General features: G+C 61.5%; 15 protein-coding genes. 4 read left to right on the plus strand and 11 right to left on the minus strand.

Features of this window, described 5'->3' with window-relative positions; genetic code table 11:
* The first annotated feature begins 357 nt into the window (after nt 1-357).
* Entirely contained in the window at nt 358-4,290 is a 3,933-nt protein-coding gene (locus AC4P1R_RS20320) for a GH32 C-terminal domain-containing protein (RefSeq protein WP_192803831.1), read from the plus strand.
* Between the two features lie 65 nt (nt 4,291-4,355).
* Here AC4P1R_RS20320 and AC4P1R_RS20325 read toward each other — a convergent pair whose 3' ends face one another.
* The 4 genes from AC4P1R_RS20325 to AC4P1R_RS20340 are packed head-to-tail and all read right to left on the minus strand — an operon-like array spanning nt 4,356 to nt 8,505.
* A complete protein-coding gene (locus AC4P1R_RS20325; RefSeq protein ID WP_069457140.1) occupies nt 4,356-5,120 on the minus strand; it encodes an ABC transporter ATP-binding protein in 765 nt (254 codons plus the stop codon).
* Nucleotides 5,114-6,184 carry a FecCD family ABC transporter permease gene (locus AC4P1R_RS20330; protein WP_069457139.1) on the minus strand — a complete coding sequence of 357 codons (1,071 nt, stop codon included), beginning with the start codon at nt 6,182-6,184 and terminating at the stop codon, nt 5,114-5,116. The genes AC4P1R_RS20325 and AC4P1R_RS20330 overlap by 7 nt, the downstream gene beginning before the upstream one ends.
* Nucleotides 6,181-7,317 (minus strand): ABC transporter substrate-binding protein, encoded by a 1,137-nt coding sequence (locus AC4P1R_RS20335; RefSeq protein ID WP_151613796.1) that lies wholly within the window; start codon nt 7,315-7,317, stop codon nt 6,181-6,183. The genes AC4P1R_RS20330 and AC4P1R_RS20335 overlap by 4 nt, the downstream gene beginning before the upstream one ends.
* A gap of 54 nt (nt 7,318-7,371) precedes the next feature.
* The gene (locus AC4P1R_RS20340) at nt 7,372-8,505 is read right to left on the minus strand and encodes an ABC transporter substrate-binding protein (RefSeq protein WP_151613797.1); all 1,134 of its coding nucleotides are present in this window, start codon (nt 8,503-8,505) and stop codon (nt 7,372-7,374) included.
* Between the two features lie 106 nt (nt 8,506-8,611).
* Between AC4P1R_RS20340 and AC4P1R_RS20345 the strand changes: the two genes are divergently transcribed.
* Nucleotides 8,612-9,427 (plus strand): class I SAM-dependent methyltransferase, encoded by an 816-nt coding sequence (locus tag AC4P1R_RS20345; RefSeq protein WP_069457136.1) that lies wholly within the window; start codon nt 8,612-8,614, stop codon nt 9,425-9,427.
* Between the two features lie 255 nt (nt 9,428-9,682).
* Nucleotides 9,683-10,099, plus strand: a complete 417-nt coding sequence (locus AC4P1R_RS20350; protein WP_069457135.1) for a DUF4168 domain-containing protein — start codon at nt 9,683-9,685, stop codon at nt 10,097-10,099.
* 53 nt (nt 10,100-10,152) lie between these two features.
* Here AC4P1R_RS20350 and AC4P1R_RS20355 read toward each other — a convergent pair whose 3' ends face one another.
* From AC4P1R_RS20355 to AC4P1R_RS20380, 6 genes are all read right to left on the minus strand, one after another.
* Entirely contained in the window at nt 10,153-10,572 is a 420-nt protein-coding gene (locus tag AC4P1R_RS20355; protein WP_151613798.1) for a hypothetical protein, read from the minus strand.
* 6 nt (nt 10,573-10,578) lie between these two features.
* Nucleotides 10,579-10,803: a DUF2934 domain-containing protein gene (locus AC4P1R_RS20360; protein ID WP_069457133.1), complete on the minus strand. Its 225-nt coding sequence runs from the start codon at nt 10,801-10,803 to the stop codon at nt 10,579-10,581.
* Nucleotides 10,804-10,892: 89 nt separating this feature from the next.
* Nucleotides 10,893-11,615: a glutathione S-transferase gene (locus tag AC4P1R_RS20365; RefSeq protein ID WP_492178541.1), complete on the minus strand. Its 723-nt coding sequence runs from the start codon at nt 11,613-11,615 to the stop codon at nt 10,893-10,895.
* Between the two features lie 40 nt (nt 11,616-11,655).
* Nucleotides 11,656-11,889 carry a DUF3175 domain-containing protein gene (locus AC4P1R_RS20370; protein ID WP_151613800.1) on the minus strand — a complete coding sequence of 78 codons (234 nt, stop codon included), beginning with the start codon at nt 11,887-11,889 and terminating at the stop codon, nt 11,656-11,658.
* 81 nt (nt 11,890-11,970) lie between these two features.
* Nucleotides 11,971-12,186, minus strand: a complete 216-nt coding sequence (locus AC4P1R_RS20375) for a hypothetical protein (protein ID WP_069457130.1) — start codon at nt 12,184-12,186, stop codon at nt 11,971-11,973.
* A 180-nt stretch (nt 12,187-12,366) separates the two neighbouring features.
* A complete protein-coding gene (locus AC4P1R_RS20380) occupies nt 12,367-13,677 on the minus strand; it encodes a DUF763 domain-containing protein (protein WP_492178543.1) in 1,311 nt (436 codons plus the stop codon).
* 178 nt (nt 13,678-13,855) lie between these two features.
* Between AC4P1R_RS20380 and AC4P1R_RS20385 the strand changes: the two genes are divergently transcribed.
* Nucleotides 13,856-14,404 carry a DNA-3-methyladenine glycosylase gene (locus AC4P1R_RS20385; protein ID WP_069457129.1) on the plus strand — a complete coding sequence of 183 codons (549 nt, stop codon included), beginning with the start codon at nt 13,856-13,858 and terminating at the stop codon, nt 14,402-14,404.
* Between the two features lie 41 nt (nt 14,405-14,445).
* On the opposite strand, the gene AC4P1R_RS20390 is transcribed toward AC4P1R_RS20385, so the two are convergent.
* Nucleotides 14,446-14,907, minus strand: a complete 462-nt coding sequence (locus AC4P1R_RS20390; protein WP_069457128.1) for a YbhB/YbcL family Raf kinase inhibitor-like protein — start codon at nt 14,905-14,907, stop codon at nt 14,446-14,448.
* Nucleotides 14,908-15,056: the final 149 nt, after the last annotated feature.

Below are 15,056 nucleotides of genomic sequence, written 5' to 3' on the forward strand. Positions count from 1 at the left end.
CCAAGTTTCTTCGGCCACTTATATCGGACGATCGGCCAGCGGGGCAATCTCATAGGACGGATATTGACAACGTGAGACAATGCATGGACAGTGCAAGAAGCGCATATGACATCGTGAGACATTTGCAACACCTGAAAAGACTTCCGGGAGGGGAGCCTGTGCGAACCGATGGGAATGCGGGCGTTGTCCGACGAGGTATGTGGATCTGGAGGCGACAGGAGCGAGCGATGACTGCTCTCTCCTGGCAATCGGGAGGGAAAGATGACTTCAAGCGCGGCGAAGCGGCCTACCTACAATTCTCCGTCACAAGCACACTGGGTCAGTGCCCCCCCGGGATCGTTCCAGCTCGAGACGCCCTTGGGAAAGGCTTCGAACGCCGACCTCGTACAGTGGATCACTGAGGATGTTGCGCTGCCTCACCGTGTCGTGGAGCAGACCGAAGACACGAACAACAGCGGCGTCGGCGACAAACCGGACGCCAAACCGGTCGATCAGGAGCAGTCGCTCGGGAGATCCGACGACGGCGATTCGATCCTCCAGGAACCCGAACTCCGCCACGACCGCAACGTATTCCGGCAGGACAATTCCGGTGACGACGACCATTGGGACGTGCGTGCCGCCGTTTCGCTAGTCGGCGAGGCAGAGGTCTATAAGTTCGCTCCCAAAGAGTGGAGCTTTCTCTCGCTCCGTGGGCCGGCCGACGCCTTCGATGATCTCCGAATTGGACCGAACTCTCCTGAGTTTGTCGGGCGAGACGACGCAGCTACCGAAGGGTTAGATGCCGGCCATAGCGGACCTGAACCCGCTTCTGTCGCCGTTGCCTTGTCGCCTACACCTGTCCAGGAGACAGGGTCCGCCGAGGAGCCCTACCGGCCGACTTACCACTTTGCCCCGGAAACGAACTGGATAAATGACCCGAACGGGTTGTTCTATCTCGACGGCGTTTACCACATGTTCTTCCAATATAATCCGGAGGGCAGCCAGTGGGGCAACATGTCCTGGGGACACGCCACCAGCACCGACCTTGTCAACTGGACCGAGCACGAGGTTGCCCTTCCCTACGGCGCCGAGCAGCAGATTTTTTCCGGAAGCATCGTGGTCGACTACAACAACACCAGCGGCTTCGGTTATGGCGCGAACGGCGAGCCGCCGGTGGTGGCGATCTACACCGCCAATATCCCGCCGCAGAACGGCGAACCCCAGGATCAGGAGCAGGCGCTTGCCTACAGCCATGACGGCGGCATGACCTGGACATTTTACGAGGGCAATCCGGTCCTTGACATTCCGGACCCGGAGTTCCGCGACCCCAAGGTTTTTTGGCAAGACAATCCCGGTGACGACGACTATTGGGTCATGGGCGTCGCCCGCCCGCTCAGCCGCGAGGCAGAGTTCTACAAATCCTACGACCTGAAGGACTGGAGCTATCTCTCTTCCTTCGGACCGGCCAACGCCGTCGGCGGCATTTGGGAGGTGCCCGACCTCATCAAGATGACGGTCGAGAATACCGGCGAGACCAAATATCTGCTGATCCAGAACCTCAATCCCGGCGGCATCGCGGGCGGATCGGCGGCGCAATACTTCATTGGCGATTGGGATGGAGTGACGTTCACTGCCGATAACATCAACACCGCCGGAAACGCTGACGACGTCGTTTTCGACGGGTTCGAGTCCGGCTATGATGGCTGGACGGTCGAGGGTTCCGCCTTTGGCTCCGGCCCCGCTTCGGGAGTCATCGGCTTTCAGTCCCCGGTTGTCGGCTTCGACGGCGCAGGGCTCGTCAACAGCTTCCGCGATCCGCAGGGCAATGCGGGCGATTCCGGTACCGGGCGGATGCTGAGCGATACGTTCACGATCGAGAAGAACTTCATCAACTTCAAGATCGGCGGCGGGGGCCATGCCATCAACCTCGACGTGATCCGCGATCCAGGCGCTCCTGGCGGCACGACCATCGCCGACTTCGAGTACGGACTGCCTCAGGGCTGGGTCGGCACGGGTCACTTTGTCACGACCAGCCCGGTCGTGGCGGGAAACTCCAACGGTCCCGGCCAGTTGGCGAACTGGGACGGCGTCGGGCTGCTGAGCACGTTCAACGTGCCTGACGGGACCTACGACAGCCCCACGGGGACGATCACCTCGCCCGAGTTCGTGATTGATGCGAAGTACATCAACTTCAAGATCGGCGGCGGAAACCACAACGGCGTCGATACGCCCGATCCGCTAACCCAGATGCAGCTCATCGTCGATGGCCAGGTCGTCCGCACGATGTCAGGCGGATGGAGCGAGGCGCTCGGCCAGCAGCACTGGGACGTCGAGGAATTCATCGGCAAGTCTGCCCAGATAAGGATCGTCGACGAGCATTCGGGCGGGTTCGGCTACATAATGGTCGATTCGATAGAGATGAACGACTCCCTGCCTGCAACCGGCGAGATATTCGAGGACTGGGAAGTCGACGGTCCGCCGCCGGGTTGGACGGCCTCTGGCGATTTCGCCGGCTCGGGCGGCCTCGGCCCGATCGGAACTTCCTCCGGCAGCGGTTTCGGCTCCGATGTCGGCCGGGTTCTCGATACCTTTTACAGTGGCGACCCGGCTACGGGCGAGCTCACCTCGGACGCCTTCACGGTCACCAAAGACTACATCAATGTCCGCATGGGTGGCGGCGGCCACACCGGCGAGTTCGGCACGACGGTCGATCTGATCATTGATGGCCAGGTCGTCGACTTCGCGACGGGCAAATTCAGCGGCATCCTAGACTGGACCTCGTGGGACGTGTCGGAATATGTCGGCCAGCAGGCGCAGATCCGGATCCGCGATGCGAGCAGCAGTAGTAGCTGGGGCCATATCTTCGTCGACCGCATCGAATTCGCCGACGAGGCCTTCACGCCGACCCAGCTCAGCCCGACCGCAATCAATCTGATAGTCGATGGGGAACGGGTCGCGACCGCAAGCGGCAACTTCGACGAGGTCCTCGACTGGAAGGGCTGGGACGTCTCACAATATGTCGGGAGAGAGGCGCAGATCGAGATCATCGACTACAACACTGGCGCCTGGGGCCACATCAACGTCGACGCAATCACCTTCGCCGACAGCGCCTATCCGACCTCGGAGTTCCTGGCCGATTGGATCGATTACGGCGCCGATCACTATGCCACGATTTCCTGGCACAACCTGCCCGATGGCGAGCGGCCGACCGCGATCAGCTGGATGAACAATTGGGCCTACGCGGCCTCGATCCCGACGGGCGACTTCCGCGGCTCGATGACGATCCCGCGCGAATATTCGCTGCGCGAGGTCGATGGCGAGATTCGGCTGATCCAGACGCCGGTCGAGCAACTCCAGGAACTGCGGCGCGAGCATATTTCGGTCGAGGACGTTATGGTTGGCGACGGCTTGCTAAAGGCACCGTTCGAGGGCAACGCCCTGGAGATCGTCGCCACGTTCAAAGCGGCGGACGCGGATGCGTCACGCTTCGGCGTCAAGGTGCGCGTGGGAGACGGCCAGGAGACGCTGGTGGGCTATGATGCCACGACCGGCGAGGTGTTTATCGACCGCACCCAGTCCGGCGTTATCCCCGCCGACAGCTTCGCAGCCGTCCATTCCGCACCGATCGAGATCACGCCGGAGGGCGATATCAAGCTCCACATCTTCGTGGATGCGGCTTCGGTCGAGCTCTTCGCCAATGACGGCCTGCGCACGATCACCGACCAGATCTTCCCCGATCCGGAGAGCCTCGGCGTCGAACTCTTTGCCGAGGGCGGCACTGCGACGGCAGATCTCGACATCTGGAAGCTCTCGACCGAGGACGGGAAGGAACAGGCGCCACGCAGTTATATCGGGACTGACGGCAACGATCTGCTGACCGCCTGGGAGGGGGCCGAAGGTGCGCTGCGCTTCGACGGTCGCGGTGGCAGTGACGTGATCGTGGGGAGCGACAAGATCGACAGGATTGAGGGCGGAGCCGGCAACGACATGCTGCGCGCCGGCGGCGGCAGCGACTGGGTCCACGGCGGAGCCGGCAACGACATCATTGCCGCCGGCGGGGGCGCACTCGACCGAGTCTGGGGCGGCACGGATGCCGATGTCTTCCTGTTCGCATCGGAAACGAATGACGGTCATCGCGATCGTACGGTAATCGGCGATTTCGAAGTCGGCATCGACGTGATCGATCTCGGCGGCGCCGACGTCGTCAACCACAAGAGCCTGTTCGGATCGTTGGTCCTCACCCTCGATGGCGACGCCGATCAGATCGTTCTAACCGGTGTTACGCGGTATGACGACTCACTGTTCCTTTGACTGCAGAAGCGCGGCCGGTTCCGCCCGGTCGCGCAATGCCTTCAGAGTGGACTCCATGCGGGCGATCACAAAAATTCCGAGATGGAATCGTCGACAATGATCACGGGTCGGCCGAGAGAGCAGGCCTCGACCCGTGCGTCGACGCGATAAACGGATTTCAGCATGTCCGCCGTGATAACCTCCCGTGTCGGGCCGCTCGCGGCCACCGAGCCGCCGCTGATGACGATCGTATCGTCGCAATAGCGCAGTGCATGGTTCAGGTCGTGCAGTGCGATCAGCACCGCCATGCCTGATTTCGCAGCCAGGCGCTTCATGAAGCCCAGCACCTCGATCTGACGAAAGAGGTCGAGCGCCGATGTCGGCTCGTCCATCAGGAGCACTTCGGGCTTCCGCACCAGCGCCTGCGCGATCGACACGAGTTGGCGTTGGCCGCCGGAAAGCTCCCCGAGGCCGCGAAAGGCCAGGTCGTCGATCTTCAGCGCCGCCAGGACACGGTCGATTTCCTTAAGCTCGCTATCCTTCACTTTCCAGCCGGAGCCTTGCTTGGCCGAGAGCAGCACGGACTCATAAACCGTCAGAACCGCATTGGCGCCGGTGTCCTGCGGCATGTAGCAGATCGCCCCCGGGCCATTGGCCGTGTCGGAGAGATGGACGAGGCCCGGTCCGGCGGTAAGGCCGGCGATACGCTTGAAGAGCGTCGATTTTCCCGCCGCGTTGGGACCGATGACAGCCGTCAGGCGGCCACCCCTCAACGTCCCGGTGCTGATGTCGGATAACACGATGCGCCGACCATAGGTCGCGCCGACCTCCGTGAGCGCCAAGGCTACCATGACCGTCTCCTGTTGGTGAAAATCAGCACGAAGAAGAAGGGGACGCCGACGAGCGCCGTGATGACGCCGATCGGCAGCACGGCGCCCGGAATCAACATCTTGCTGACGACGGATGTCGAAGACAGGAGCAGCGCCCCGCACAGAACCGACGCCGGCAGGAAGAAGCGCTGGTCCTCGCCGACGAGCATACGCGCAATGTGCGGGCCGACGAGACCGACGAAGCCGATCGTGCCGACGAAGGAAACCGGGATCGCTGCCAGCAAGCTGACGGTCATCATGGTTTCGAGCCGCAGGCGTCGAACATTGATGCCGAAGCTCGCCGCCTTGTCGTCGCCGAGCCTCAGCGCCGTCAGCGCCCAGGCGCGGCGCGCGAAGAGCGGCACGGCTATCAGGAGCACCGCGCCGGTAATCCAGACTTTCGGCCATGTCGCCTTGGTCAGGCTTCCCATCGTCCAGAAGACGACCGCGGCAAGCGCCTGCTCGGAAGCGAGATATTCGAGCAGCGAGAGCGCCGCATTGAAAGTGAACACAAGCGCAATGCCGAGAAGCACGATCGTCTCGACGGTGACGCCCCGCATGGTCGAGGCGAAATGGATAAAGAGGGCGGCGGCCATCGCCATCAGGAAGGCGTTGATCGGCACCATGTACTGAACCGCGACGGGGAAGACTGCAATGCCCGCCACGAGGCCGAGGGCTGCGCCGAAGCTTGCCGCTGCCGAGATGCCGAGCGTGAAGGGGCTCGCCAGAGGATTGGCGAGGATTGTCTGCATCTGCGCACCTGCCAGCGACAGCGAGGCGCCGACGGTGACGGCCATCAGCGCGATCGGCATGCGGATGTCCCAGATCACCACGCGCAGTTGGTCATTGACGCTGCCGGCGTCAAGGAGCGCCGTAAGGACATCGGACAGCGGATAATTGGCAGGGCCGAGCGCCATATCCACCGACACCGAGAAAAACAGCGCCGCGACCATAGCCGAGAGCATGAGCAGCCGGCGCGCCGCAAGAGCACGATAGCGCCCGTGCCCTTCCATGCCGGAAGCCTCACCCGCGAACGCGACCATCATTCACCTCCATTCGAAAGCGAAGCGAAATAACCGGACCGATAGGCGATCGGCAGGAACTTCTCGTGGAACTCGCGGAACGTCTTATCCGGATCGATATCGGCGAACAGCTCCGGATGGAACCACTTGGCGAATTGCTGGATCGGCACGAATTCATAAGGCGCGCCGTAAAACTGATGCCACACTGCATGGACCCTGCCCGCCTTCACCGCATCGAGGTTTAAAAAGGCGGGACGCTGCATCAGTCCCTTCAGCCGCTTGATTGCAAGCGTCGGACTGGCCCCGCGACCCACGGGAACGAACTGGCTGATGTCGGATTCGGCCGACCAGTTGCTGCCGGTGACGATCACATGATGCGGATTGGCGACGACGATCTGCTCGGGATTTAGGTCCCCGAAGGTCGATGAGATAACGTCCGAGCCGATATTGTGACCGCCGGCAAGTTCCACCATCTGCCCAAAGTTCGCCGGGCCGAAGGTGCGGCAGCAGGCGGCGTCGCCGGAAATCCCGGGCGCACGCTCGATGAAGACCTTCGGACGTGCGATAGTGCCGGCCTTGGCGAGGCGATCTGTAACGACGGCAATCTGCAAACGCCGCCAGCCGATGAATTCCTTCGCCTGTCCCTCCGCCCCGAAGAGCCGACCGAGGATTGCGGTGGACAATTCGCTGTTCTTTGCCGGATCGACGCGGAAATCGAGGAAAATGACGGCAATACCGGCTGCCGCAGCCTTTTCGATGAGTCCCGATTCCTCGGCCGCTTCCTGCGCCTCGAGGTTCAGCGTCAGCACGTCAGGCTTCAGCGCAATCGCCGCTTCGAGGCTGAAGTCCCCGCTCGGGACATAGCCGAAGCGCGGCAGCTTCTCGATCTCCGGAAAGCGCTCGAGATAGCCGGCATAGGAATCCGGGTCCTTTTTGATCAGATCGTCGCGCCAGCCGACGATCTGATCAAAGACATGTTCACCTTTAAGCGCCGCGGCGATGTGAATCTGTCGCGCCTCGCCGAGCAATATCCGCTTTGCCGGAATGTCGATCTCGACCTTGCGGCCGGCGACATCGGTTATTTCTGCAGCACCAACTGGCGCCGCGATGATGAGCGCAGCAAAGATCGCCAGGAGAACTTTCTTTAATGCCGGCATCTGCAAACCTCGACGGAAGAACGACCGGAGAGCCCTGCCCTCCGGTTCCATTGCTTACTGGCTGACGTTCAGCGAGACGAAGTAGCCGCTCTCGTAAGGCAGCGGCAGGAAACGCTCGTGCAGTTCCTTGAACGTCACCTCCGGATCGAGATCCTTGAACAGGTCGGGATGCAGCCATTTTGCGATCTGCTGGATGGCCACGAACTGATAAGGATTGTTGTAGAACTGGTGCCAGATGGCGTGGACATTACCCTCCTTGACCGCTTTGACACCGGTGAACGCCGGACGCTTTGTCAGGTTTTCGAGCTTGCGCAGGGCTTCCTTCTCATCCGCGCCATAGCCGACGCCAACCCAGTTGCCACCCGGCACATAGCCTTCCCAGTTGCCGCCGGTGATGATCACCTGGTCCGGGTTCGCGGCAATGATCTGTTCTGGATTGACCGTGCCGAAGGTGCCCGGGATGATATCCTTCGCCATGTTTCTGCCGCCGGCAAACTCGACCATCTTGCCGAAGTTCTCGTCACCGAAAGACATGCAGCAATCGTCGGAATAGCCGCCGGCGCGCTCCATGAAGACGAGCGGCCTCTCCGGATTGGCCTTCGACAGGACATCCGTCACCTTGGCGATCTGCTCGGCGCGGAACCTGATGAATTCCTCGGCCTTTTCCTCCTTGCCGAACAGCTTGCCGATCAGGCGCATGCTGGGCTCGGTGTTTTCCATCGGCTTTTCGCGGAAATCCACATAGACGAGCGGGATGCCGACCTTTTCGAGTTTCTCAATGTGGCCCGCCTCTTCCGTCGCCGTCTTGGCGTCGATATTCATCAGCATCACGTCGGGCTTCAGGGCGACCGCCTGCTCGATGTCGAAGGTCCCATCCTTCATGCCGCCGAAGGTGGGCAGTTTGGCGATCTGCGGATACTTGGCGAGAAAGGCGGCGTAGCTCTCGGGATCGGCCTTCGTGAAATCGTCACGCCAGCCGACGACGCGTTTGAAAGGCTCCTCCTTGTCGAGGGCGCCAACAAAGTAGATCTGGCGTCCCTCTCCGAGAATCACGTGCTCAATCGGCACATTGACTTCGACCTCACGACCGGTGACGTCGGTCACCTTGACCGTTTCAGCGAGTGCCGGGCTCGAAAAAAGCACGCAAAGACCCGCGGCAGCCGCAGCCGCCCTGTTGAAAACTTTCATTGTTTGTCGCTCCGCTGAAATTTTGACGCGATCTAATATTTCATGACTTTATCAGTCAACAATTATCTTTTAGAACGCTTCCAAACGTGAAGGAGCAGTGACAGACATGAGCGACGTGGCAGAGCGGCGAAATTACGATCTTCGCGACGAGATCAAGGCCTATTGGTCGGAGCGCGCCGCCACATTCGATCTTTCTCCGGGGCATGAAATCTTCTCCGAGGAGGAGCGCGCCGCCTGGCACCGTCTTTTCCTGCGGCACCTCGGGCACGGCGGCGGACGCCCGGCACTGGACCTGGCGAGCGGAACCGGGGTGATCTCTCATCTGCTGGACGACCTCGGGTTCAAGGTGACAGGCCTCGACTGGGCCGAGCCTATGCTCGAGCGCGCCCGCCGCAAGGCGAAGGACCGAAAACGTTCGATTTCCTTCCGCATCGGCGACGCGGAGAACACGATGGAGCCGGATGACCGGTATGACGTCATCGTCAACCGGCATCTCGTCTGGACGCTGGTCGATCCGGCCTCGGCCTTCGCGGAATGGCTGCGCGTATTGAAACCCGGCGGCCGGGTGCTGATCGTCGACGGCGATTTCGTCAACACGAATGCGCTCGAGCGATTCTTCGGAAAGCTGAGCGCCTGGGGCCAGCGCGCGAGGATATTCGGGCCAGACACGCCGATGCACTCGCGGGAGATGATGGAAGCGCACCGCAGCATTCTTTCGCGCGTCCATTTTGCCAATGGCGCACGCGCCGAGGCAGTCGTCGATCTCCTGCGCAGGGCCGGCTTCACGGATATCGAGGTCGACACCGATCTCGGCGAGATACACCGTATGCAGGCGAAGAACTGGAACTTTTTCAAAGGGCTCGCGCGCAAGAGCCAGCACCGCTATGCGATCCGTGCGAGCAAGCCTTTGCCCGCAGTGTAAGACAGGAGCCGTAAAGGCTGCCTCGCGTGCAGCATTGCGCAGTATGACACGCGCAATGCACGATGCCGCCCATATCATTTGCGATGTGGGCCACAAAGCTGCCGCTCAATGGTCAGCAAATTGCCCCGCCACCGCCCAATCGAGCCCTCTTGCGCCCTGCATGGTCCCGCTCGCTTCCCGTTCGAATTCGATTCGGGAGCGATAAGCAGGCGGTTTTGCTGCCGATCACGTCATGCAGGTTAGAGAGGAATGAACATGCTCACTCGTCGCACATCCGTTGCATCGTTGACCGCTGCAGCCTTCAGTTTGATGGTCTTCAGTCCCGCAGTTGCACTGGAACTCGCCCAAGCGCAGCAGGCCGAGCCCGTGCAAGGCCAGACCGGCGCCACAAGCGCGCCTATCAGCGACCAGAAGCTCGAGGCCTTCGCCGTCGCCTATCTCCAGGTCGACAAAGTCAGGCAGGCATATTCGACAAAGATTGGTTCTGAGACGGACGCGTCGACAAAGGAGAAGCTGCAGACCGAGGCCAATCAGGAGATGGTCAAGGCAGTCGAAGCCTCGCCGATTTCCGTCGAGGAATATACGAGCATCCTGACCGCCGCGCAGAACGATCCGGCACTCGCCAAAAAGGTGCAGGAGAAACTTCAAAGTTCCCAGCCGGCGCAGCAATAAGCCGTTTCGGCCCTTACGGGCGGTGTTCGCGCCGGCGGACCTGCCCGCTTGGCTTATCCGGCGAAAAGCCAGAACAATGACGCACCAACCACAATAAAGAGCGCAATAATCGCAAGCAGCCGGGCCATTCCGGAATTGGTATTGCCGCCCAGGGTCCTGTTCCAGGCCTCGCCACCAGCGCCGTCGTCGTAGCGGACGGCGTGATCGCCCACCGCCTCCCAATCTTCACTCCGTGCATCGATCGGATGGTGGTGCCCGATCCTTTCGTCACTGCCATGGTCCTGCGCGGAGGGCGGCATCTCCGGTGCCCTCGCGCGGTCTCCGCCATTTGACTGTGTTTGTTGCATCTCGCTCTCCGGAAACACTTCGTGGAACTCGCTGCCCCGAATGAGCAGCAAAGCCGGGAACGGAAGATCAGTCGTCCGCACGATCGGCACGTTCAGGATGCCGGCGCGGGCACCGGCATCCTGCAATGACCTCTACTGACTTCCGGCGCCGCTTTTAGGGGCTTTGCGCCGGGGCGACGGCGACCGTTTAGACGGCCTAGCGCCGCCATTCCCGAGATTCGGCGCCGAACCGCTTTGCCCCAGCATTTCGCGGAAGGCCTGCTCCCAATGCCGCATATGCTGGCCCTCGGGGCAGCCTTCCTGCTCCCAAATGGCGTAGGCTCGGCGCCTGATCAGCTCTTCCTCGTGATTTTCCATATGGTCACCTCTCCGTTGGACTGCACTACTGGTTTAACTGTAACGACAGGCGCCGCTTGTTTGTTCCGTCGGCTCAACTGGCTTCCGGCTCAGACCTGCTGGTCGAGCTCCGGGTAGCGACGAAAGATGCAGGATTCGTTGAACGCAAGACGGCGATCCGACGCCAGATAGCGGTGGATTCGCGGTCGGGCCGCAACGGAGTCATGCAGGGCGACCAAGGCTGGTACGCGCGGCTCATGCACCCGCATGGCGTTCGGGAATGCATAGCGAAGTCCCTCGACGAGGTGAAACAACGAGAGATCGACATAGCTCAGCTCCTTCCCGACAGCATGCTCCCGCCCCGCGGGGTTCCGGTTGAGAATGCGTTCGAAATAGCCGAGGAACTTCGGCAGCCGATTGTTGAGAAACTCCGCCGACCGCCGCAGCGATTCCGGCTTCTGCTGCTCATAATAGAGTGACACGCTGATCGGGTGATGCGTATCGTGAATTTCGGCAAGCAGGTCGGTGATCGTCAACTGCAGACCATTGGCGACGTGACGCAGCCCTTCGTCCTGCGGTGCGAGACCGAGCCGCGGTCCGAGATAAAACAGGATATTGGCAACCTGCGAGATCAAGAGATCGCGATCCACCAGAAAGGGCGGCGCGAAAGGGATGGAAGCGGCACCCGGATCCTTCATCAGTGCCAGCATCTCCTGTAAGCCGCCCGGCAGGCGGGCAACATCGACATAGTCGGTGCCCGCCGCCTCGAATGCGAGGCGCACGAATTCGCCTCTCCCGGGTATCCCGCCCCAATAGTAAAGCTTGTAGGGCATGAAAGGCTTCCCCCTTCGCCAATATTCGGCAAGCTCCGCCTCACCTGGGCGCCCGACCGAAATCTCTTCGCAGTTCGTTCTTCGCCCTTTCGAGAATATGACGCCGGTCGCCGTTCAGCCCCGCACCCGCCCTGTTGATGTAGAACGTCAACATGGAGATGGCCGAGCGGAAGGGGCTTGCTTTGCGGCGATCGCTCGCCTCCGCCGACCGCTTCAAAGAATGCGCGATTTCTTTGGGATCGTCGAGTGTGAAGACCCCCGGCTCGAGGTCCATCGCGTCGCTCTGAACTTCTTGGACCAATGGGCTTTGGTCTCTGGCTTCTTACCCATGGCCGTTCACCCGCGTCGGCTGTCGTCAGCGCAACCACACCGGTACCTCGGAAGCGCCCCGAATGTCTGATGCCCGATGCTTCCAACCAAGCTCTTCCCAAGCGAAATGCTGTGCGGCAGTCTGCGCCTTCTCCTTGGTCGAATAGACTTCCGGCAAGAGATATTCCCTGTCACCATAGGTCAGTAGCGCCCGGCCGCTTCGAACATCGAAATGAAGCTGCAGGCACTCTTGCGTTTGCATGGAAGCCTCCCTGATCGATCTTGGAACTGGGGAATTATGCGCGGTTTTCTCACTCTTTAGAACGGTCCACATACCTATTTTTGAGTAGAAACATTTACCCTCGTGGAAACGGCGACCGGGCAAGGAAGTTCCGGAAGGCAGAATGTTCTTCGGGCTGTCGCCAAGCGAGGGGTGGCGCTGTCAGCCCGGATATTTGCACCGGTCAGTACCAGTCCCGGGCGCGACCTCGGACCCGTCACATTCGGCCTTCCGGCCCTCGCGGCTTTGCTCCCAGCCGAAGACGCTTCGCCCGCCGAAACGTGGCGAGTCCCTGAACTCTCCGGCGACGATTTCCTTGAGGTCCGGCCCGGTGGCGTAGCGCTCCAGCCGGCGCGACTGGTCGTCGAGCCGCTTCAGAGCCGCAAGCTCCTCATCCCGCCCGAGCCGGCCCTTCCTTACCGCCGACTTCATGACATTGATGGTTTCGTCATAGACCTTGAGCGGCACCGGAAAGGGGTGGCGGTCCTTGCCCCCATGGGCAAGCGAAAATCGGGCGGGATCGGAAAACCGGAAGGGGGCGCCATGGACCACCTCGGCGACCAAGGCGAGCGCCTTGACCGTGCGCGCCCCGACGCCCGGCACCATCAGCAGTTCCTCGAAGTCCTTTGGCCCTCGATCGGCGGCAGCCGCAAGATTGCCGTGCAGGCGCCGGAGATTGACGTCGCTCTCGCGCACATCGTGATGGGCCGGCATGATCAGATGCGGCAAGGTCGGCTGGCTCTGCGCGATCGGCACAGCCCCGCGCGTCTCGATTCTCGCAACTTCGCGGATCAGCCCGTCGGGGCCGAGCGAACTGAGGAGCGCGAGTTGGCCCTGGCGCGAAGCGGCGGCGCGCCGGTCCGCAAGATTGACGATCTCGCCCTGCCCCCTCCCTTCGATTGCTGCATGGGGAGAATCCACGAAGCTCTCCAGTCCTTCCGAGAGCCAGTGATAACGGCGTGCCTGCCGCCGGTCCCCATTCATGCCTTGCTGGACGACGACCCACTTGGCGTCGTCGGTAACGATGAAACCGTGCAGGTAAAGATCGAACCCATCCTGCACGGCGGCACTGTCGACTTTGGCGACAAGCCGGCTTGCATCGGCAAGCAGGAGGCCATCGAAGCCGACACGATCTCCGATTGCCGAGAGTTCGGCCGGCGTCTTGCGGGAATGCTGACCACGGCCGCCGCAAACATGGATGCCGAGTTCGCCGGCACGCGGCGTCAATCCACGTTTCATCGCGCCGATCACGCTGGTGGTAATGCCGGACGAGTGCCAATCCATGCCCATGACGGCGCCGAAAGACTGAAACCAGAAGGGCTGGGCAAGCCGCCTCAGAAACTCGTCGCGGCCATAGTGGTGTACGATCGCCTCGGCAATAAGCACGCCAAGACGTGTCATGCGGTCGCCGAGCCATTTCGGCACGCGCCCACCATGCAGCGGCAGATCCGCATTGCCTGATCTTTGCGCCATCGCACCACGATCCTTTCTACCTTGCCATCCCTGCCCGTCAGGCAAGCATCGCCACCGACGCACACATTACTTGCTTCGGATGTTCTCGGAAAGTTCTCAAGGACCGCGCAGCGCTACAAGATTGGCGAGAAGCGCCGATGCGCCTACATAAGGGCGGCACAGTTGGAAGGAACATTCATTGGTATGGGACGACACATTCTTTTCGCGGAACGCCGTCGAAGTCGCGTCTGATCTGATCGGCGCGGAACTTACAGTGTCTGGCGCCGGCGGCATTATCGTCGAAACCGAGGCCTACCTGCGGGACGACGCGGCGTCGCACAGCTTCGGCGGCACGACCGAGCGTAATCGCGCCATGTTCGGTCCCTCCGCGCACGCCTATGTTTATCTGTCCTACGGCCTTCACTGGTGCTTGAACTTCGTTTGCCTGCCCGGCAGCGCGGTGCTGATCCGGGCGATCGAACCGAAATGGGGGCTGGAGGCGATGCGTGAGAGACGCGGTGTTTCCCGGGACCGGCTTCTGTGCTCGGGACCGGGCCGTGTCGGCCAAGCCCTGGCGATCACCCGGGAACAGAACGGCCTGCCGCTCCGGCAGGAGCCTTTTCGCCTGCGTGTTCCCGAATCAAGGCCGGAAATCTCCGCCGGCCTTCGCATTGGCATTTCGAAAGCCGTCGAGCAGCCCTGGCGTTTCGGCCTGGCGAACTCCACGTTCCTCAGCCGGAAGTTCTAACCAACTGAAGCGCCGAACCGGGCCTCTGAACGCCGCGTCCATCAACGCTCGCAGGTACCGACGAGCGTGGCCTCGGCGATCCTATGCTTGCTAGCCCGTTTCCAGGCCTCGGCGGCGCCGACTTCCTCTGGTATCGAGAGGTTGCCGACGTCGAGAGCCGCCAGCCTGAACTTATAATGGTGAGTGCCGGTTCCGGGCGGTGGCTGTGGCCCGTCGTAGCGCGCATTGCCGAAATCGTTCTTGATGAACTTGATACCGTGTTCAGGGCCGGTATCGACAGACTGCTGAAGTTCGGTCCAATTGCCCGGGATGTTGATGATCGCGCAATGGCGGAAAAGGCCGCTCACGGCGTCCGGGTCCTCAATGACGAGGGCGAAGCTCTGCGTGCCCGCCGGCGTGCCCGTCCACTTCAGAGGCGGGAACAGGTTCTCTCCGAAACGGGTATGCTTGCTGGGAATTGGCTGGCCGTCAGCGAATGCGGGGCTGATCAAACTGAAGGTCATCGCCTGCCTCCTTTCATATGTCCGCATCGAGATGGGCGAACGGTCGTGGCGATCCCCCAAGCCGTTTGGTGCGGGAGCGTTGATCTCGCTCAAGGATCGCCTACAGCGCATCAGATAGGCTTGACTGGCCGATGCTCAAGAGCGCCGGC

This window comes from Sinorhizobium sp. Y406, assembly GCF_058732025.1.